The sequence below is a fragment of the Humisphaera borealis genome, from assembly GCF_015169395.1.
GTDB lineage: Bacteria > Planctomycetota > Phycisphaerae > Tepidisphaerales > Tepidisphaeraceae > Humisphaera > Humisphaera borealis.
In genome coordinates, this window is sequence record NZ_CP063458.1 from 371,151 (window position 1) to 391,556 (window position 20,406).

Annotated in this window: 12 protein-coding genes; 9 read left to right on the top strand and 3 right to left on the bottom strand. The window is 63.3% G+C overall.

Features of this window, described 5'->3' with window-relative positions; all coding sequences use genetic code 11:
- Window positions 1-156 precede the first annotated feature (156 nt).
- The 3 genes from gltB (at window position 157) to IPV69_RS01525 (ending at window position 7,535) form a co-directional block, all read left to right on the top strand.
- Window positions 157-4,782: a glutamate synthase large subunit gene (gene gltB / locus IPV69_RS01515; protein WP_206293146.1), complete on the top strand. Its 4,626-nt coding sequence runs from the start codon at window positions 157-159 to the stop codon at window positions 4,780-4,782.
- An 89-nt stretch (window positions 4,783-4,871) separates the two neighbouring features.
- The gene (locus tag IPV69_RS01520; RefSeq protein WP_206293147.1) at window positions 4,872-6,359 is read left to right on the top strand and encodes a glutamate synthase subunit beta; all 1,488 of its coding nucleotides are present in this window, start codon (window positions 4,872-4,874) and stop codon (window positions 6,357-6,359) included.
- Window positions 6,360-6,566: 207 nt separating this feature from the next.
- On the top strand, window positions 6,567-7,535 hold the full coding sequence (locus IPV69_RS01525; protein ID WP_206293148.1) for a LamG domain-containing protein: 969 nt from the start codon (window positions 6,567-6,569) through the stop codon (window positions 7,533-7,535).
- A gap of 722 nt (window positions 7,536-8,257) precedes the next feature.
- Here IPV69_RS01525 and IPV69_RS01530 read toward each other — a convergent pair.
- Window positions 8,258-9,898, bottom strand: a complete 1,641-nt coding sequence (locus tag IPV69_RS01530; protein WP_206293149.1) for a PDZ domain-containing protein — start codon at window positions 9,896-9,898, stop codon at window positions 8,258-8,260.
- Window positions 9,899-10,022: 124 nt separating this feature from the next.
- Window positions 10,023-11,819, bottom strand: a complete 1,797-nt coding sequence (locus IPV69_RS01535; protein ID WP_206293150.1) for a trypsin-like peptidase domain-containing protein — start codon at window positions 11,817-11,819, stop codon at window positions 10,023-10,025.
- 276 nt (window positions 11,820-12,095) lie between these two features.
- Here IPV69_RS01535 and IPV69_RS01540 point away from each other — a divergent pair, with 276 nt between their 5' ends.
- The 3 genes from IPV69_RS01540 (at window position 12,096) to IPV69_RS01550 (ending at window position 14,801) form a co-directional block, all read left to right on the top strand.
- Window positions 12,096-13,277: a hypothetical protein gene (locus tag IPV69_RS01540; RefSeq protein ID WP_206293151.1), complete on the top strand. Its 1,182-nt coding sequence runs from the start codon at window positions 12,096-12,098 to the stop codon at window positions 13,275-13,277.
- A gap of 139 nt (window positions 13,278-13,416) precedes the next feature.
- Window positions 13,417-14,067, top strand: coding sequence for a hypothetical protein (locus IPV69_RS01545; RefSeq protein WP_206293152.1), 651 nt, complete (start codon window positions 13,417-13,419; stop codon window positions 14,065-14,067).
- Window positions 14,064-14,801 carry a hypothetical protein gene (locus IPV69_RS01550; protein ID WP_206293153.1) on the top strand — a complete coding sequence of 246 codons (738 nt, stop codon included), beginning with the start codon at window positions 14,064-14,066 and terminating at the stop codon, window positions 14,799-14,801. The genes IPV69_RS01545 and IPV69_RS01550 overlap by 4 nt, the downstream gene beginning before the upstream one ends.
- Before the next feature lie 136 nt (window positions 14,802-14,937).
- Here the strand turns inward: IPV69_RS01550 and IPV69_RS01555 are convergent, their stop codons facing one another.
- Window positions 14,938-16,050 carry a 1,9-bis(guanidino)-5-aza-nonane synthase gene (locus tag IPV69_RS01555; RefSeq protein ID WP_206293154.1) on the bottom strand — a complete coding sequence of 371 codons (1,113 nt, stop codon included), beginning with the start codon at window positions 16,048-16,050 and terminating at the stop codon, window positions 14,938-14,940.
- Between the two features lie 826 nt (window positions 16,051-16,876).
- On the opposite strand from IPV69_RS01555, the gene IPV69_RS01560 reads away from it, so the two are divergent.
- From IPV69_RS01560 to IPV69_RS01570, 3 genes are all read left to right on the top strand, one after another.
- On the top strand, window positions 16,877-17,548 hold the full coding sequence (locus IPV69_RS01560; protein ID WP_206293155.1) for a uracil-DNA glycosylase: 672 nt from the start codon (window positions 16,877-16,879) through the stop codon (window positions 17,546-17,548).
- Between the two features lie 339 nt (window positions 17,549-17,887).
- Window positions 17,888-19,267 carry a chromosomal replication initiator protein DnaA gene (dnaA, locus tag IPV69_RS01565; RefSeq protein WP_206293156.1) on the top strand — a complete coding sequence of 460 codons (1,380 nt, stop codon included), beginning with the start codon at window positions 17,888-17,890 and terminating at the stop codon, window positions 19,265-19,267.
- Window positions 19,268-19,410: 143 nt separating this feature from the next.
- Entirely contained in the window at window positions 19,411-20,406 is a 996-nt protein-coding gene (locus IPV69_RS01570; RefSeq protein ID WP_206293157.1) for a phytoene/squalene synthase family protein, read from the top strand.

A 20,406-nucleotide genomic window follows, 5' to 3' on the forward strand; every position in this document is an offset into this window, starting at 1 on the left:
CCTTGCCGACCGGGTCTGCCGCCGCACAGGCCTCGCTTGTGAACGTGTAACCAGTGTAAGTCACGAGAGTTACAGGTGTCGTCAGGATCGATTTCCCAGGGCGCGTCGGACGGCGCTCGCGGGTGTCGATCGGTTTAATCTAATGAGTACGCGCCAATGAAGGGTCTTCCCCCCGCACAAGGTCTTTACGACCCCCAGTTCGAACACGACGCCTGTGGCGTCGGTTTCATTTGCCACATGAAGGGGCAGGCGTCGCACCAGATCGTCGTCGACGCCTTGCAGATGCTGGCGAACATGAACCATCGCGGCGGCTGCGGCTGCGAGGAAGACTCCGGCGACGGCGCCGGCATCCTCGTCCGCCTGCCGGACGACTTCCTTCGCGCCCAGTGCGCCAAGCAGGGCATCACCCTTCCCCCGCTGGGCAGCTACGGCGTCGGCCAGGTCTTCTTCCCGCAGGACCGCGGGGCGCTGGAAGAGGCGAAGCGCGCTTTTGAGAAGGTCATCCACGACTACGGCATGGTGGTGCTCGGCTGGCGCGACGTCCCGACCAACCCCAAGTTCGTCGGACCCAGCCCGCTCAAGGTCATGCCCAAGATCATGCAGGTCTTTGTCGGCATGGGCGAGACCTTCTACAACCGCGGCGATTTCGAACGCCGGCTGTATCTCGTCCGCCAGCGGGCCGAGAACGTGATCGAGTTCAACCAGGACATGCACCCCGCGGCCCGCGAGGATTTCTACATCTGTTCGCTGTCGACGACCCGCATCGTCTACAAGGGCATGCTGACGGCCGACCAGGTCGGTCCGTTCTACCTCGACCTCCAGGACCCAGCCTTCGTCAGCGCTCTGGCGATGGTCCACAGCCGGTTCAGCACCAACACCTTCCCGGCCTGGCGGCTGGCGCACCCGTACCGGATGGTCGCGCACAACGGCGAAATCAACACCCTGCGCGGCAACCGCAACTGGATGCGGGCCCGCACCGGCTCGCTCAAGAGCGAGGTCTTCGGCGACGAACTGCCGAAGATGTTCCCCATCTGCACCGAGACCGGCTCCGACTCGGCTACCCTCGACAACGCGCTGCAGTTCCTGTGTGCCAACGGCCGCAGCCTGCCGCACGCCATCCTGATGATGGTCCCCGAGGCCTGGCAGAAGAACGAACTGATGGACGCCGACCGCAAGGCGTTCTTCGAATACCACGCCTGCCTGATGGAACCGTGGGACGGCCCGGCGTCGATCTCGTTCACCAACGGTTCGCTCATCGGTGCCGTGCTCGACCGAAACGGCCTGCGCCCCAGCCGCTACTACGTCACCAAGGACGACCTGGTGATCATGGCTTCGGAAGTCGGCGTGCTGCCGATCGAGCCGACCCGCGTGCTGAAGAAGTGGCGTCTGCAGCCGGGCAAGATCTTCCTGATCGACATGGCCGAGGGCCGGATCATCGACGACTCGGAAATCAAGCAGGAGCTGATCGACAAGCGTCCGTGGAAGCGCTGGATCGAAGAGAACATGATCGATCTGGACACGCTTCCAGATCCGAAGAACGTCCACCAGCCCGACCACGACACGCTGCTCAAGCGGCAGCACGTGTTCGGCTACACCGTCGAAGAAATCAAGCTGCTCCTGACCCCAATGGCCGTCAACGGCCTGGAGGCGATCGGCAGCATGGGCACCGATACGCCGCTGGCCTGTCTCTCGGACAAGCCGCAGCTTCTGTACAACTACTTCAAGCAGCTCTTCGCGCAGGTGACCAACCCGCCGCTGGACGCCAACTTCGAAGAACTGGTCACGTCGCTGATCACGTACCTGGGTCGCGAAGGCAACCTGCTGGACGAAGACCCGACGGCGTGTCACCTGATCAAGCTGAAGCAGCCGATCCTGTCGAACCACGACCTGGAAAAGCTGCGTGAAGTGGCGACCGGCGAACTGCGGGCCGTCACGCTGCCGGCGCTGTTCAACGTCGCCGAAGGCGAAGCCGGCCTGGGCAAGGCTGTCGAGAAGCTCTGCCAGGACGCCGCCAAGGCCGTCCGTGATGGCGCGTCGCTCCTCATCCTGTCCGACCGCGGCACCCACGAGAACAAGTGCCCGATCCCCAGCCTGGTGGCGACCGCCGCCGTGCATCACCACCTGATCCGCGAAGGCACCCGCACGCAGTGCGGGCTGGTCATCGAGACCGGCGAAGCCCGCGAGGTTCACCACTTCTGCCTGCTGATCGGTTTCGGCGCCGGCGCGGTTAACCCGTACCTGGCGTTCGAGACGCTGGCCGACATGGACCTGGAAGGCCTGCTCAAGAGCCCCAAGGGAGAAAAGATCCCGCTGGACGTCGCCAAGAAGAACTACATCAAGGCGGCCAACAAGGGGATCATCAAGGTCGCGTCGAAGATGGGCATCTCAACGGTGCAGAGCTACCGGGGCGCGCAGATGTTCGAGGCCGTCGGCATCAGCAAGGAGCTGATCAAGCAGCACTTCACCGGCACCGCAAGCCGGATCGACGGCATCAACCTGGAAACGATCGCCCGCGAGTCGCTCATGCGGCACCGCCGGGCGTTCCCGCCGATCAAGGTCGACGGCGAAGTGCTCGAGAACGGCGGCCAGTACCAGTGGCGTCGCGACGGCGAGTACCACATGTGGAACCCCGATACGGTCGCCAAGCTTCAGCAGGCGGTCCGCATCACCGGGTATCCGACGTTCAAGGAATACAGCAAGCTCGTCGACGACGAGAGCAAGCACCGCTGCACGATTCGCGGCCTGCTCAACATCAAGCCCGGCGCCAAGGCCGTGCCGATCGACGAAGTCGAGCCGGCCAAGGAAATAGTCAAGCGGTTCGTCACCGGCGCAATGAGCCTTGGCAGCATCTCCAACGAGGCGCACGAGAACATCGCGATCGCGATGAACCGCCTCGGCGGCAAGAGCAATACGGGCGAAGGCGGCGAGGACCCCAGGCGCTTCAAGCCTGACGTCGGCGCAGACGGCAAGCCGGTCATCATCGACGGCAAGCCTTTGATCCGCCGCAGTGCCATCAAGCAGGTTGCCAGTGGGCGATTCGGCGTCACGACCGAATACCTCGTCAACGCCGACGAACTGCAGATCAAGATGGCGCAGGGTGCCAAGCCCGGCGAAGGCGGACAGTTGCCAGGGCACAAGGTCGATGACTACATCGGCAAGATCCGCCACAGCACGCCCGGCGTCGGCCTGATCTCCCCGCCGCCGCACCACGACATCTATTCGATCGAAGACCTGGCGCAGCTCATCCACGACCTGAAGAACGTCAACCCGCAGTCGCGCGTGAGCGTGAAGCTGGTGAGCGAGGTCGGCGTCGGCACGGTCGCCGCGGGCGTCGCCAAGGCCAAGGCCGATCACATCCTGATCTCCGGCGACGGCGGCGGCACGGGCGCTTCCCCGTTGACCAGTGTCAAGTACGCCGGCCTGCCCTGGGAACTGGGGCTCGCCGAGGCACAGCAGACCCTGGTGATGAACGGCCTGCGCGGCCGCATCGTTCTGCAGGCCGACGGCCAGATGAAGACCGGCCGCGACGTCGTCGTCGCCGCGCTGCTGGGTGCCGAAGAGTTCGGCTTCAGCACCGCACCGCTGATTGCCAGCGGCTGCATCATGATGCGGGTGTGTCACCTGAACACCTGCCCGGTCGGCATCGCCACGCAGGACCCCGAACTGCGCAAGCGGTTCACCGGCACGCCGGAACATGTGATCAACTTCATGTTCTTCATCGCCGAGGAAGTGCGGGAATACATGGCCCAGATGGGCTTCCGCACGGTCAAGGAGATGATCGGTCAGACGCAGATGCTGGAGTTCCAGAATCTCGCCGACCACTGGAAGGCAAGGCACCTGGATCTGTCGCCGGTGCTGGCCAAGCCCCGTGCCAACCTCGGATCGTACGACCTGTACAACGTCGCGACGCAGGACCACGGGCTGGACAAGTCGCTGGACCAGACGTCGCTGATCCCGGCGGCCCAGCCGGCGCTGGAGAGCAAGGCGAAGGTCACCGGTACGTACGACATCGTCAACATCAACCGCACCGTCGGCACGACGCTGTCGGGCATGATCGCCAAGAAGTACGGCCAGGGCGGTCTGCCGGAAGACACGATCGTCTTCAACTTCAAGGGATCGGCCGGCCAGAGCTTCGGGTGCTTCGGCATCAAGGGCCTGACGCTGCTCCTGGAAGGCGACGCCAACGACTACGTCGGCAAGGGCCTCAACGGCGCGAAGATTGCCGTCCGCCCGGCCGCCTCGGCGCTGGCCGAGGGGTTCAAGGCCGAGCACAACATTATCGCCGGCAATACCTGCCTGTACGGTGCGATCGACGGCGAGGCCTATCTCCGCGGCGTCGCGGGCGAACGGTTTGCCGTGCGTAACTCCGGTGCCCATGCGGTCGTCGAAGGCGTGGGCGACCACGGCTGCGAATACATGACCGGCGGCAAGGTGATCGTCATCGGCCAGACCGGCCGTAACTTCGCGGCGGGCATGTCCGGCGGCGTCGCGTATGTCTACGACGGTCCGATGAACGACTATGCCGGCGGGCAATTCCCCGAGCGCTGCAACAAGGAAATGGTCAGCCTCGAACTGCTGGAACAGGCCGACGACCTGTCGTACGTGAAGCAGATGCTCGAAAACCATGTGAAGTACACCGACTCGCCGGTCGCCAGGGGCATCCTGGCCAACTGGGCCAGCGAGCAGAAGTACTTCATCCGCGTGATGCCCAATGACTACCGCCGGGTCATGGAGAGCAAGGCAAAGGCAGCCGCGCAAGGATTGGCGGCGGCGGGGCGGTAGGGAAGCTGTTTAGAGTGGTTCACCACCAGCCCGCCGGGCTGGTTTCCGATGTGGGTTCCAAACCGAACCCCGTGAGAAGGATAGTTTCGATGGGTAAGCCGACCGGATTCAAGGAATACACCCGCGAATTGCCCGTGCGCCGCCCCGTGGAGCTGCGCATCCTCGACTGGCAGGAGGTCTACAACCCCATGCCGGACGACAAGCTCAAACAGCAGGGCGCACGCTGCATGGACTGCGGCATCCCCTTCTGCAACAACGGCTGTCCGCTGGGCAACATCATCCCCGAGTGGAACGACCTGGTGTACAAGGGCCGCTGGAAAGACGCCCTGGCGATGCTCCACAAGACCAACAACTTCCCGGAGTTCACGGGCCGCATCTGCCCCGCTCCGTGCGAAGAGGCCTGCGTGCTGTCGGTCAACGACAAGCCGGTCACGATCAAGCTGATCGAACAGAACATCATCGACCATGCCTGGGCGAACGGCTACATCACGCCCGAGCCGCCGAAGACCCGCACCGGCAAGAAGGTCGCCGTCATTGGTTCCGGCCCGGCCGGCCTCGCCGCCGCGGCCCAGCTCAACAAGGCCGGCCACCTGGTCACGGTGTTCGAGCGAGCCGACCGCATCGGCGGACTGCTGACCTACGGCATCCCCGAGTTCAAGATGGAAAAGGCCGTCGTCGACCGTCGCGTTAAGCTGATGGAAGCCGAAGGCATTACCTTCAAGACCAGCGCCAACGTCGGCGAGAACGTGAAGGTCGAGGACATCCGCCGCGACTTCGACGCGATCGTGCTCTGCAATGGTGCGACCGCCCCCCGCGACCTCAAGGCGCCCGGGCGCGAGCTCAACGGGGTCCATTTCGCGATGGACTACCTGCCGCAGGCCAACAAGCGCGTCCTGGGCGACGACGTCCCCGACCAGATCGATGCCAAGGGCAAGCATGTCATCATCCTGGGCGGCGGCGACACCGGGGCCGACTGCCTCGGCACGGCCCTTCGCCAGGGTGCCAAGAGCATCAAGCAGTTCGAGCTGCTCCCCCGCCCGCCCGAAGCCCGCAGCGACGACGCCGTCAAGAACGGCACCCTGCAGGCATGGCCGTACTGGCCGATGACCTACCGCGTCAGCAGCGCCCACGAAGAGGCGATCGGCCTGGCCGGCATGGACGTCCGTGACTATGCGATCAACACGGAGCGCTTCAGCGGCGACGCCGACGGCAACGTCAAGAAGCTGCATGCCGTCCGCCTGGAATGGAAGAAGGACGAGCAGGGCCGCTGGCAGATGAACAAGCTGCCGAACTCGGAGTTCGAGCTCGACTGCGACCTGTGCTTCCTGGCGATGGGCTTCGTCGGCCCGGAAAAGCCGGGCCCCATCCAGCAGCTCGGCCTGACGCTCGACCCGCGCGGCAATGTGGTCGTCGATCATAACTACATGACCAACGTCCCGGGCGTCTTCAGCGCCGGCGACATCCGCCGCGGCCAGAGCCTGGTCGTCTGGGCGATCAGCGAAGGCCGCTGCGCCGCGCACGGCGTGGACAAGTTCCTGATGGGCAAGAGCGACCTGCCGTACTTGAAGCTGTTTTGATTTGTATGTTTCGTAGGGTGGGCTTCAGCCCACCAAGGCTCGCGGGAACACCGGTTGTGTGACCTGACGCGAACGACCAGATACTCAAGGCCGCCGAGGGAAGACGATTTCCTCGGCGGTCTTGCTTTTCGGTCTTGGCACATGGATGGTATTCGCAGGCGATGCGGTGGGCTGGAGCCCACCCTACAAATGCTCCGCGAGTTCCACATGATGATGCGATCTTTTGTCGGCGTGTGCGCCTTGCTCCTTTCGCCCGTCGTCGGCCTTGCCGCCGAACCGGTTGGCAATCCGGCCGTCGTCGAGAAGATGCCCGGCCTTGTCGCGTTCTGGACCTTTGGCGAGAAGGCCGGCGAGCCGCGGGCGTCTCGGGGGACTCCCAACAAGCATGAACTCATCGAGGTCGGCGGACCGATCGCCCGCGCTGATGGCGGTCCGTATTCCGGTTACTCCGCCGAGTTCAACGGCAAGCAGTACCTCAAGATTCCCTACGCCCAGACCAGGGACCTCAACATTGCCGGCCCCAAGGCGGCCGTCAGTATGTTCGCGGTGGTGCGGATCATCGATCTGAAACAGAGCCGGACGATCGCCGGCATGTGGTCCGAAGGTAAAGGCCGCGACGACGACTCGGGAACGCGCCAGTACGCGATGCTCATGAACATGCCCACCTACGGCGGGAACCGGCAACTGGTGCCGCACATCTCCGCCGAAGGTGGTGTCACCCGACGTGCCGACGGCAGCGCCTTTCCCTGGTGTGCCGACTACGCCGCCACGCGCAAGGAAGTCCCCGAAGAGCAGTGGTGCACGCTCGCGTTCACTTACGACGGCGCGTACATCCGGGCGTACATCAACGGCGTGCTTGACGCCCGGCCGCTCGATCCGGTCAAGGACAAGCGGAACGACCGCTATTTCACCAGCGAAGGACCCAACGGCAAAGACCGCGGCATGAACCCCTACTTTCACGGCCGGGGCATCTTTCAATTCGACCCCGAGAAGCACAAGACGACCAAGCCGGACGGCGGGTCCGACTTCACCGTCGCCGCCCGGTTCGCCGTCGGATCGATGCTGAAGGAAGCGACCAGGGGCAAGTTCGGCGGTCTGGCGGTCTTCAATCGAGCGCTGAGCGACGAAGAGGTTCTGAAACTGCACGAGTCGGCGAATGTCGCGGCATTAAAGTAGCCTCGCAGCTTGCGACGAGACGGCCGATCGCGAAAGAATCATCGCTCTGGACATCCGGCGTTTACACCGTACAATATACTAACAAGTATGCGACGTCAACCGGCCGTCAGAGGAGCCGGCGGATGTCGCAGGGTGACGACTCGGAAGATCGGTAACGATCGGGCCGAGTGGTTTTGTTTGGGGAAGGGAGGATGCGGTGAAACGGAGGGAGACGTTGGTCGAAAGCGTTGGGTGATCAATCACTTGGGTTCGTTCGGCAGATCACGGTGCCGTTCGCCGTACATCGCTCGGCGCGTCCGCCACGGCGGACCCTACTTGCGGTGTCGGGCGGACTATTGTGGGCGATCCGTGATCGATCACTTGGGTTCGTTCGGCAGATCACGGTGCCGTTCGCCGTACATCGCTCGGCGCGTCCGCCACGGCGGACCCTACTTGCGGTGTCGGGCGGACCATTGTGGGCGATCCGTGATCGATCACTTGGGTTCGTTCGGCAGATCGCGGTGCCGTTCGGCGCGCATCGCTTGGCGCGTCCGCCAAGGCGGACCCTACTTGCGGTCTCGGACGGACCATTTGAGGCGATCCGTGATCGATCACTTGGGTTCGTTCGGCAGGCGGGGCATCTTCGGGATGGAAGGTGCGCGAGCTGGCACAACAAGAAGACGGGCAGGACGAATCCTGCCCGTCTGGTCGGGATGAGCCTGTTTGGGGGTCGCCGGATCGGGTTACTGCGGCGGCTCGATGCGGACGGTGTCTTCGCGACCTTCGCGACGGACGACCAGGACAACCGGTTCCTTGGGCTTGTCCTTGCGGATCTTGCCGTACGCCGTCTCGAACTGCTTGATGTCAGTCACCGGCTCGCCGTTGAGCGAGACGATGACGTCGCTGCGGGGCGAGCTGTTGCCCTGCAGGCCGCCGCTCTGGGCGTTGCTCTGGGGCTTGATCAGCGACACGACGACGCCTTTGCTGTCGGCCGGCAGGCGGCGGGAGTAGGTGTCGAGGAAGACCATCTCGCGGACGCCGAAACCAAGGTCCTCGGCGTAGAACCGCGCGGCGAGGTTCATCGGCTTGGGCTGGGCTTCCATGGTGACTTTGATCTCGGTCGGGGGTTCGTTCCGCTTGCGGACGACCGACAGCGTGACGACTTCGCCGACCTTCTTACGGACCAGGTCGCGGCGGAGGATCATCGGGAGCTCTTCGGCCTCGTCGCCACGCTCGAGCGGCTTGCCGTTGACCTTGACGACGATGTCGCCTTGCTTGAGCCCGGCCTTGGCGGCGGGGGCGTCGGGGATGACGTCGCCGATCTGCACGGCCGGCTGGCCCTGCAGCGAGAAGAACGCCGCGACGTCTTTCGTCAGGCCGGTCATGTTGGGCACGCCGATCCAGGGCAGGTCCAGCGGCTTGCCGGCGACGGGCGGGTCCTGCAGGCTCAGCATGAGGTCGCTGGCGGGCGTGAAGAACTTGGGCGAGTTGGCGATCGCCGCCAGGGCATTGGGGCCGTCATTCAGGAAGACGCCCTGGCCCTGCTGCTGGTTGACGTAACCGACGGCTTTGCCGGCGTCATTGAAGACGACCGAGCCGACGCCACACAGCCCGCCGCTGACGAGCACCTGCGGCACTTCGCCGCGAAGGGTCGTGGCCACACGGGCTTCCATGAGGTAGGTCTTGTAGCTGGCGGCTTCGGGCAGGACGCCGACCGACCAGAGCTGTTCGCCGACGGTGAAGCTCACGTCTTCGAACTTGATGGGCGTCCACTTGCGCGGAGCAGCGGCGGGGGATTCCTTGGTGGAGGTGGACGTGTCGGACTTGGCAACCTTGTCCTTGGCGGGCTTTTTGGCCGGCTTCTCCGCGGGTGACTCCGAGGGCTTCTCGGCGGTTTTCTCGGCGGCGACCGTCTTGTCGTCCCCGTTGCCGCCGGCGGCCTTATCGGCCTTCTTGTCGTCGGGCTTCTTTTCCGCATCGTCCGACTTCTTCGCCGGCTCCTGCTTCTTGGCAGGGTCGGCCTTCTTCGGGCGAAGGAACGCGAGGTTGGTGCGCTCGTCACGGCCGACAAACTCGGCCGGGATCTCGTCGGCGTCCTTCTCCTGTGAGGGGACGACGATCTTGAAGTCCTTCATCTGCGCGTCCGGGATGATCATGTTGAACACGCCCAGCGGCGCCATGATCAGGCCGTCTTCCGACACCACCACGCCGGGGCCGGTCAGTTCCTGTCGGCGGAGTTCGAAGTCCCAGGTGTACTTGACGGCGACGAACGACGGCGAGACGCGCTCGTACAGCTTGGCCGGCGCTTCGGGCGCGGCTTGTGCGGCGGTCGAGAGCCCGAGCAACAGGGCGAGAGCGGAAAGGTTCTTGGTCCAACGGGGCATTGAAACTCCAAAATGTATTCGAGAGATGCCGAGGTGCTGTGGCATGGGCATGTACTCATGCCCGTGGAATCGTTCCGCGGGGCGGCAAAGACACGGGCAAGAGTACTTGCCCATGCCACACAGGCTAGTACGTGACCTTCAGGATCACCGTCCGCTGGCCGCGGCCGCGCTGGACGTTGAACAGGACCTGGTCGTCCTTGTTCTTGACCGACTCATCGAACAGCTTCTGAAGGGCGTCGATGTCATTGACCTCTTCGCCGTTGACGGCGCGGACCACGTCGCCCGGCGAAAGCTCGGCCTTGGCGGCGGGGTAGCCGGGGCTGAGCGTGGTCACGACGACGCCCTTGTCGTCATCCAGCAGGCGCTGGTTGGCGTAGGCACGGGTGACGTCGCGGATGCTCAGGCCCCAGGTCTTGAGCTCGCGCTCCTGGCCGACGGCGCCTTCAAGCTTCTCGGTCTTGGCCTTGACGGTCAGGTTCTCCTTGCCGCGCTTCAGCGTGAGGGTGACTTCCTTGCCGATCGTGATGTCGGCAATCATTCGGCGGACGGGCGCGATCTCTTCGGGGAAGCGGCAGTTCACCGACTTGCCGTCGATCTCGAGCAGGATGTCCTGCGACTTGATGCCCGCCTTGGACGCCGGGCTGTTCCGGTCGACGCTGTTGATCAGAACGCCTTTGTTGATGTCGATGTCGTAGAAGGTTTCCAGATCCTGGAGCGGCTTGAGATCGACGCCCAGGTCGCTGCGGGGAACGTAGCCTTTCTTGCCGTCCTTCGACGTCTCCAGGATTTTCTCGACGACGTACTTCGCGGTGTCGATCGGGACGGCGAAGTTGAGGTTCTGCCCGCCGCCGCGGGTATTGATGCCGACGACGTAGCCGTCCATGTCGACCAGCGGGCCGCCGGAGTTGCCGGGGTTGATGGGCGTATCCATCTGGATCCAGTTGGCGAACCAGCCGGTCTCGAACTCATCAATCGTCAGGCGGTCGGGATAGAAGGTGCGTTCGTTGTTCGAGACGACGCCGAGGGTCATCGTGCGGGCCAGGCCGAACGGCGTGCCGACCGCCATGACGTCCTGCCCGGGGATGAGCTGTTTGCTGGTACCCAGCTCGGCGAACTTGTAGGTGATGTTCTTTTTCTTCAGCTCGTCCTTGTCGAGCTGAACGATCGCCAGGTCGGTCCAGTGGTCGTCGCCGATGAGCTTTCCCTTGACGCGTTCCTTGTTGGCGAGGGTGACGTAAATCTCGACGCCGCGACCGGCGACATGGTAGTTGGTGAGGATGCGGCCTTCGCCGTCGATGATGACGCCGGAGCCAATGCCCCGCTGCAGGTTGCGCTTGCCGTCGCTGTAGATTTCCTGGGCGACGTCCAGGCGGACGACGGCGGGGAAGATCTTGTCGGTGACGGCGACGACCTTCTGCGGCGTGGCGGAAGGATAGGGATCGGGCTTGACGTCCGGCGCGACGGCAGCGGCGGCGGGGTTCTTTTTGGCCTTCTTCTTCGGCTTCTCGGGTGCGGCCGCATCGGCGAGGGCTACCAGTTTGAGGCTCCCGTCGCCTTCGCGCTGGATCCTGTAAGTCGATTGCAGCGTCGTTTGAAGCTTCTCAATTTCTTTCCTGACCTCGTCGAGTTGTCGCTGACGCGATGCAACTTGCGGATGGTTGGGGCTCAACTGAGCTGTCAGGCTACCAATGATCAGATACAGGTCGTCGCGGAGTTTGACCTTGTCAGCCATCACGCGGTCAACCTGCGACCACTGGTCCGCGGTTGGTGTGTCGATCGTCCGTTCGTCCGCCATCACAACTGGCACGGCAACGCTCATCAGCGCTGATGCCACAACGGCGGCGCGAAGCCAGCGGCGAGCAAGTTGCGCACTCAAACGCATGGTGGTCGGCGCATTCTTCGAAGTAGTAAGTGTGGTCATAGGCAGGCTTACCAGTGTGAGGTTGCCGATCGTAGGGTCCGCTTTGGCGGACGCGAGGCCGAGCGCGTTGCACTGTCGGGAGTCCCAGTGACATACCCCCGGCTTGGGCGCAAGTTGACTGACCGTCTCGCGGTCGCCCGTGTGGATAACATGCACCAAGCTTGCCAAGGTCGCAACTGGCGTGCATTCTCCACCCTTTTGGCCCGAACGATCGGGCGGTGCAGCCGTGCGAGGGTTCGGCCACCAGCAGACGTACTCCAGAACGGATTCTAACTCATGGGCTTCCCATCCGGATCAGTTTCTTTCCGCAGGTTTCTCGTCACCGGCAAAGGCAGGAAAACCGTCGACCAGGATATGCTCGACAAACTGGCCGAACACGTTCTCAAGGTCGGCGAGTTCGGCGTGCCCGAAGAGGAAGAGTGGGGCTGGTGCGGCGGACGGCACGTGCTCGACGGCAAGTTCTCGTTCGATCACAACGTCTTCAACGACTGCCTGCACTTTGCCCTGCGCATCGATACCAACCGCTTCCCCGGTTCGCTGAAGAAGGCGTACGAACTGATGGAAGAAGAGGCGGTCGCCGCGAACAATCCGTCGGGCTTTATCAGCAAGAACCAGAAGAAAGACGTCAAGGACACCATCCGGCAGAAGGTGGAGGACGAGCTTAAGAGCGGAAAGTTCCGCAGGAGCAAGCTGGTGCAGGTGCTTTGGGATCTGCCCAACCGCACGCTGTACAGCAGCGCAACCGGCAAAAGTTTCGAAAAGCTCGCAGAGCTGTTCGAGCGGACGTTCGGTTTGTCGCTCGAACCGGTGACGTCGGGCACGGCCGCGTTGCACGTCTGCGAGAAGCTGGGCAAGCGGCGCGAGTACGAAGACACCCGCCCGACGCGGTTCGCCGTTGGTCCGGCCGGCGACGGGCAGCATCCGGAGTATCCGTGGGTGACCAAGGGTGCCGAGCCGAAGGATTTCCTCGGCAACGAGTTCCTGCTGTGGCTCTGGCACGAAGCCGATGCCCGCAACGGCGTCATCAAGACGGCCGAGAGCGGCGACATCGCGATCCTGATCGATAAGTCGCTCGACCTGGATTGCAGCTACGGCCAGACCGGCCGCGACGGTCTTAAAGGAGACGGCCCCGGCCGCATGCCCGAGGCGATGGACGGCCTTCGCAGCGGCAAGGTGCCCCGCAAGGCCGGCCTGGTGCTGGACATCAACCGCCATCAATACACGTTGACGCTGGCCGGCGAATCGCTGGCGGTGAACGGCCTGGTGATCCCCGACATCGAAGAAGCCGACACGCCTCGCGTGGTGTTCGAAGAGCGCGTGACGCTGCTGCGCGATTTCTGCAAGGGGATCGACGAACTGTTCGCCGCGTTCCTGAAAGTCCGCGCCGGCGGAAGCTGGGATACGCACGGCGGGGCGATCAAGAAGTGGATCAAGAGCCAGGCGAAGGCTGCGGCGTAGCCTCAAGGGTTCCGTAAGCTACACTCGGTGTACGATGCGAATACTGGGGCGAGAGCAATCGGGAGGATGGGCGGCCGCGATCGTCGCTGCCGTGGTTCTATGCGCCACCGACTCCTCGGCGTCCTCCGTTATCGGAGGAATGCGTCCGCACCCAACCCTGACTGACATCGCCCGTAGCCGCCTCGACGTGATCTCGTTTTTCGCGCTGGCGTTTCTATTGATGGCACTTCCAGTGAAGTGGGCGTGGAATTACCTTCGTCGCGATTTTACGAGGCTCCCGCGCATCACGTACTTTCGATCCCTGTGCCTCGTCACGCTTTGGGGACTGCTGTTTGTCATCGTGCTGGCGATGATCTCCGGCGCTCGTGAGCTCATGACGCCCGGCGCGTGGGAGAAGAAGCCGACCGGCGGTTATCGCCTCGCCGATGCGCCCGCAGGTGCGGCCGGTGCCGAACCGTCGGCCGATACTGAGGCCAAGCGCCGATATCGGCTCGAGCGACTCTACAAGGGGATTGAAGAATACCGCTCGGCGCACGCGGGCAAGTACCCGCCACATGACTTTGTGCCCGAGATTCCCGAGGCGGTCTGGGAATCGCCGCATCCATCGCGACAGCGATATGTCTACGCCCGACAGCCGCAGGGCGGGGCGTCCCCGCGGCCTGACAGCCTTCTTGCCAGCGAGCCCTCCTGCTATGGAACGCAGCGGTTGATCCTTCTCGCCAGCGGCAAGATTGAATCGGTACCTGACTACGTTGCATTCGACTTACTCCGACGGGGTATCGAACCATGACCTCGGTCTGGACGAAACCACTCCCGAGAGCGGGCCTGCCCGCGATCATCTTGATTGTATTTGTGATCTTTCTGGGTTGCCTGGGCGTTACGGAACCGATTGACGTCGGGATCCCCATCTTCGTTGGCTGGTGGCGGTACGTCTCCCGCACGCTACCGAAGGTTCGCATTGACGGGTTCAGCCTCGCAAGCGCCTTGGTCTGGGTTGGTCTTTTCGCGATAGGACTTCACTTCTTCTGTGGCTGGCTGTACCGCAGCTTGGTGCGGGAGGTTGACCGCCCAGACGTCCCCCCGCGTGACTGGCGGACTCGCTGGACAGCGATGCTTGTCGGACTGGTTGTCTTCCTCTTCGCTGCCGGGACCGCTGCGGTATGTGTCGTGCATCAAATCGGATTTCTCGCAACGGGAAGCGAGCCGATGTTCGCAATCCATGACAACAACGCGAACCTAGATACAGAGGGACTGAAGGCTTTCGTCGAGAGAGGCAGTCACGAGTCGGCAAACGAGATCTATGAGCGGGCTACCCTGAGCATGGCGTACCACAAGCCCTTTCTGGATCGCCACCACTTGTTTGCGTGGGACGGCCCCGGCGGAACAAGAGGTGGCGTCATCGTGTTTCACCGCGACCCGTTGCTGCGTGCGGAGCACGGAATTGTCGTCTTCTCCAACAACCGAGCAGTCGTACGTTCGGCCGATGAGCTCTCCAAAGTCCTCCAGTTGATACCCGCGCCTTGATGCTCGCAGGGTGTGTTTCTGCGGCTGTGGCGACGCAAAGTTGGACGAGTTCAGTGGATGATTGCGACGCTTGGACCAACGAGAAAGGGAGCGCCTCGCGGCGCTCCCTCGGTTGAGTTTCAGAATGCGTTCTCGCTTACGCCATCGCGGCGGCGGGCTCGAAGATGTTGTTCCACTTCCTGCCTTCGCGGCCCTTGTGGGCGCCGCGGTGGTAGGCGTAGCCGACGATCAGCGGGACGGCGAGCGTCGCTTCGCTGAAGACCATCTGCTCGTACACCGTGTCGACCTTGCCCCAGCTGCTGGCTTCCTTCAGCGTGCTGCTGGAGAGAGCACCGTCGCGGACGTCGGCGACGGTGACCTGGACGGCGTACTTGTGCATCGGGGCGTCGTGGCCGAGGACTTCGGCCGCGACGACGATATCCTGCGTGAAGTTCTTCGGAACGCCGCCGCCGACCATGAAGATGCCGGTCTCGGCATTCTTGATCTTGATCTGCGTCAGCTCGTAGAAGTCCTTGCCGCCGTCCCAGCTCATGTGGGGTTCATCGCCCTTGCTCGCGGCGATGGCGACGAGGCCGAAGCCGGCCGAGCAGTCACTGAACGCCGGGCAGAAGATCGGGATGTCGCGCTTGTAGGCTTCGTAAATGATGGAGTCGGCGCACTTGGGGCCGCCGTTCTTGTCGAGATACTCGCCGAAGGCGCGGAGCAGTTCGCGGCTGCTGTAGGCGCGGGGTTCGAGCTCTTCGAAGATTTTGCCGGTGACGTCGTCGCAGACGCGCAGGTCGTCCTCGCTGATGAGCGTGTCGTAGATGCGGTCGATCGCGTGGTCGCGCAGTTCGCCGTCGAACAGGCCGCTCTTGAGCCGTTCCTCGGCCATCCAGTGCTTGAAGCCGAGGGCTTCGAAGAAGTCCTGGTCGACCATGTTGGCGCCGGTGCTGACGATGGCGTCGACCATGTTGTTGCGGATCATGTCGACGAAGACCTTCTTCAGGCCGGCGGAGATCATCGAGCCGGCGAGCGTCAGGATGATGCCGCATTCGCGGTCGCGGAGGTTGCGTTCGTAGATGTCGGCCGCGCGGTAGAGGTCGCGGCTGGTGAACGCCATGTGCTTCATGCCTTCGACCAGGGTGGCGATGCCCGGGTTCTTGAGGATATCGATGTGCTCGATTTCCTGGGTGAAGTACTTGTCTTGGTTGTGGCTGCTGGTGGCCTTGAGGGGCTTGGTGTTGAGCGTGGAATCCTGTTGCGACATGGGTCGTCTCCTTGTGGTGCTGGGCGTGCCACCGGATCAGCGGAGGCAGGCATGATTCGTCAACCCTTACCATTCAGGCGCACCGGCGCGGGGACGCCTCACCGGGGCCAACACGATAATGCCGTCGTGGTGTCGTTGATTCTGCCGGCTGCAAGAGCCCGCATTTCAACGCAGAAAGCCACCACGGGGTCGCTACGATGCCTCGCGTCTTTCGCGATTCACCGCCATTGCGAGCCCGGGTGGCTTGAAGGCAACAATATGAACTGAAGATACGGCTGCGTCAACGCGCTTGTTCGACGACGGCGAGGATTTAGCGCAAGGATTTTTTTCTGCGTGTTTTCTCCCTCGGAATCGCGAGGTCGGAAATTGTTCGCTTGCGGACCGGCGAGCGGCTCCTAGGATGTCGCTCGCTCAGTCAGGGCCGCGTCGCGTTCTGGAAGACCCCGTCGGGGTCGGCGGTCCGTGAGCCACGTCTGCGGGTGAACCAGTTTTGGCGGCGAGCGACTGCATGCTCCCGATTTCGCGACATCGTCTTCGCCTCTGGCTGCGCTCCGAGCGAGCCATGGGCCTGGGTTTTGTTTCCGCTCCGTCGGGTTCCATCCTGCCGGGCGAAAATGCCGACGTGGTTTCGTCCGCAACGCCGATGATGGAACAGGGCGAACGGGAAATCCCTTCGGGAAGAAGTTCGAACCCGCGAGCACCTGCTACGTTTGACCATGGGGCGCATGCTGCTGTGGCAGATGTGCGGCAGGGGCCCAAGGCGCCTCGATCGGGATCGGCGGTGGTACCGCCGCAAGACCCGCAGAGGGGAGCGCCATTCCAGGAAATGTCGGCACTTCTGCCGGGAATTCCACCCGCGCCGCAGACGCAAGCGGAACCCTTTGCGACGCCGGAGCTCTCGCCCGAAGAAAAGGCGAGCGCGCTCGCATTGCTGAACGAAAAATATGTCATCGGATGTCAGAAATGTCCGCTGGCGGGAACTCGACGGAATACCGTCTTCGGCGAAGGCGATCCGAACGCGCGGCTGATGTTCGTCGGCGAAGGGCCCGGCTTTACGGAAGACCAGACCGGCAGGCCGTTTGTCGGTCGTGCCGGTCAAAAGCTCGATGAGATGATCCGTGCAATGGGCTACGCACGAGAACTGGTCTACATCTGCAACGTCGTGAAGTGTCGGGCGTTTATCGTCGCCGGTGGGAAAGACCGGCCGCCGTCGCCCGACGAAGTGTCGGCTTGCATGCCCTATCTCGAGCGGCAGATCGAGATCGTGCGGCCGCGAGTCATGGTGACGCTCGGACTTTCGGCATCTCTGAATCTGCTGGGTGTCAAAGAGTCCATGAGCAGGCTCCGAGGCAATTGGCGGATGTGGCGCGGCATACCTGTGATGCCGACGTTCCATCCCTCCTACATCCTGCGGAACTATACGACCGAGACACGACGGGCTGTGTGGGACGACTTGAAACAGGCCAAGGCCAGACTGGAAACTCCGTCGCCGGGTTAAGGCGATCGATCAGAAATTCGCTCCGGCATCCGCTTCGCATGGCTGAGAAAGTATCGCCTGGTGGACGAGAAGATTGCAGTATTTTCAGGCGTACCCCGCAGCCCGCAACCCGGCTGCGGATTTTAGGAGGCAACGAACATGACACCGCTTTTTCGCCTGATTCTCCGGCCCTCTGTCGTACGTGGGGAAAATTTTGTCCGGGCGGGGATCGCCTGTTAGATTCCGCCCTGCACATTCGGCCCGGTGCTTGCAGCCGGCGCAACGTGGGAAAGGTCCGAGACACCGGATCTGCAGCGACGATTTCGATTTTTCCGAACTGATACCAAAGCGACTCCGCGCATGACCACCACTCACATGCCAACGCGTGAAGTGATCCGTCGCGCCCCTGACAGGGCTCACGATCACTCCGGACCACACCCCCTCGACCCGGCGGTATGGCAGCGAATCCTCAACAACGTCCGCATTCATCACCCGACGCTGAACCGCGTCTGGTTCGACCAGATGTCGCCGCGGCAGCTGACCAATGGCGTGATCCAGGCGACGGTGCAGACGCCGGCACAGCTCAACTTCTGCCAGAGCCAGTGCCAGCAACCGTTCACCGCCGCCGCCCAGGCAATCACCGGGCGGCTGGTCTCGGTCAGCTTTCACTGCGACAACTTGCCGCGCACGGGCGGCGGAATCTTCAACGACCACGATCAGCCCCTGCAGCTCAATCCGGACCTGACGTTCGAGAACTTCGTCATCGGGCCCTGCAATCGCCTGGCCCACGCGGCGTCAACCGCCGTCGGCGAACAGCCGGGCAAGGCGTATAACCCGCTGTTCATCCACGGCGGCGTCGGCCTGGGCAAGACGCACCTTCTCCAAGCGATCAGCCAGCGCGTACTCGAGCGCGACGCGGGACTGCGCATCCTCTATCTGTCCTGCGACTCGTTCATCAACCAGTTCATGAACGCCGTCGAGAATGGCGAGATGAATCAGTTCCGTCACCGCTATCGCGATGTCGACATCCTGATCATCGACGACATCCACTTCCTCGCCGGCCGCGACCGGACGCAGGAGGAGTTCTTCCATACCTTCAACACGCTCTATCAGGGCCACAAGCAGATCATCCTGAGCGCCGACTGCCCGCCGAGCGAAATCCCCGAACTGGAAGAGCGACTGGTCAGCCGGTTCAATTGGGGCTTGGTCGCACCGATCGACAAGCCCTGCTACGAGACGCGCGTCGCGATCGTGAAGAAGAAGTCGAAGATGCGCGGCCTCGAACTCCCCGACGACGTGGTCTGCTATGTCGCCGCCAAGATCGACAACAACACCCGCGAGCTGGAAGGTGCGATCACCAAGCTGCAGGGTATGTCGATGCTGCACGAAGGCCGCATCGACATGGAAGTCGCCAAGGCCGCCCTCGGCGAAACGGTCAATGCCGAGCAGAAGCGGGTGACGATCCAGCACATCCTGGACGCGGTCACCAAGTACTACAATGTCCGACTGAGCGATCTGCAGAGCAAGCGGCGTCACAAGAGCATCGCCTTCCCCCGGCAGGTCTGCATGTACCTCGCCCGGCGGCACACGCGGTTCAGCCTCGAGGAAATCGGCGGCTACTTCGGCGGTCGCGATCACACGACCGTTATGCACGCCGTCCGGACGGTCACCGCCGACGTGGCCGAAGACCCGGAAGTGGCGCAGCAACTGAACCGGCTCGAAGCGCAACTGACGAACTGAGCGCCTCCGAGACACTGCCGCTCAGCCTGGCCCGTTCGTACAGCATCGCTCCTGACAAGGCCCGCCCCTCGGCGGGCCTTGTCTCGTTCCTACCTGCCACTGCGGGTCTTTGACATCCGTCCGGATCGCTGAAAGATGTCGGCGTGTTGCAACGGTTGATTGCCCCCGACCCCGTCGAGTTCGACCCGCTCCGTCGAGCCGCATTCATTGCGGCCCGCGACATCTGCCGTCGGAACGCCCGCAGCTTTTACTTCGCGTCGCATTTCCTCCCGCTTCAAAAGCGATACGCCGCATACGCCGTCTACGCTTTTTGCCGCCTCCTCGACGACGCGATCGACCTCGACGCCGAGTCGTCGCCGCCCGCAGGCGTTACGACGCCCGCGGCCGGCGAGGCCAGGTTGGCTCGATTGAGCGCGACGCTCGACCGCTTCCGCGCCACGCTGGATCGCGCTTATGCCGCGGGGAATGACGAGCCTTCTTCGTTCGACCAGACGTCAATGGCGCTTCATGCGTTCTCGCTGACGGTCCGACGATACCGGATCGACAAGCAGCACTTCCTCGACCTTGCCGAGGGATGCCGGATGGACCTGACGGTCTCGCGGTACGCCACCTGGAAAGACCTCGAGCGATACTGCTATCTCGTCGCCGGCGTCGTTGGTTTGATCATGTGCCCGATCTTCGGCCTCGGCGACGCCCGGGCGGTTGAGCAGGCGGTGCTCATGGGCAACGCGATGCAACTGACAAACATCCTGCGGGATGTTCGCCAGGACTGGGAACTCGGCCGCGTCTACCTTCCCCTCGAAGACCTCGACCGCTTTGGGTACCAGGAAGCGGACATCGCGACGGGTGTCGTCGACGACCGGTTCCGCCGCCTGATGCGGTTCGAGATCGACCGCGCAAGAGATCTCTACATGCGTGGGGCGGCGGGGCTTTGCCATCTCGCCAGCGACGGAAGCCGGTTGACCGCTTCCGCGATGGCAGTCATTTACAGCGGCATCCTGGGGGCGATCGAACGGGCCGGGTACGACGTCTACGCGTCGCGGGCGCACCTGACCACCGCACAGAAACTCGCCCGACTGCCGTCGGCCTGGCGGCTTTCGCGGCGCGATGCGGGTGATGTGGTTCCGGCGGTTTTCTGA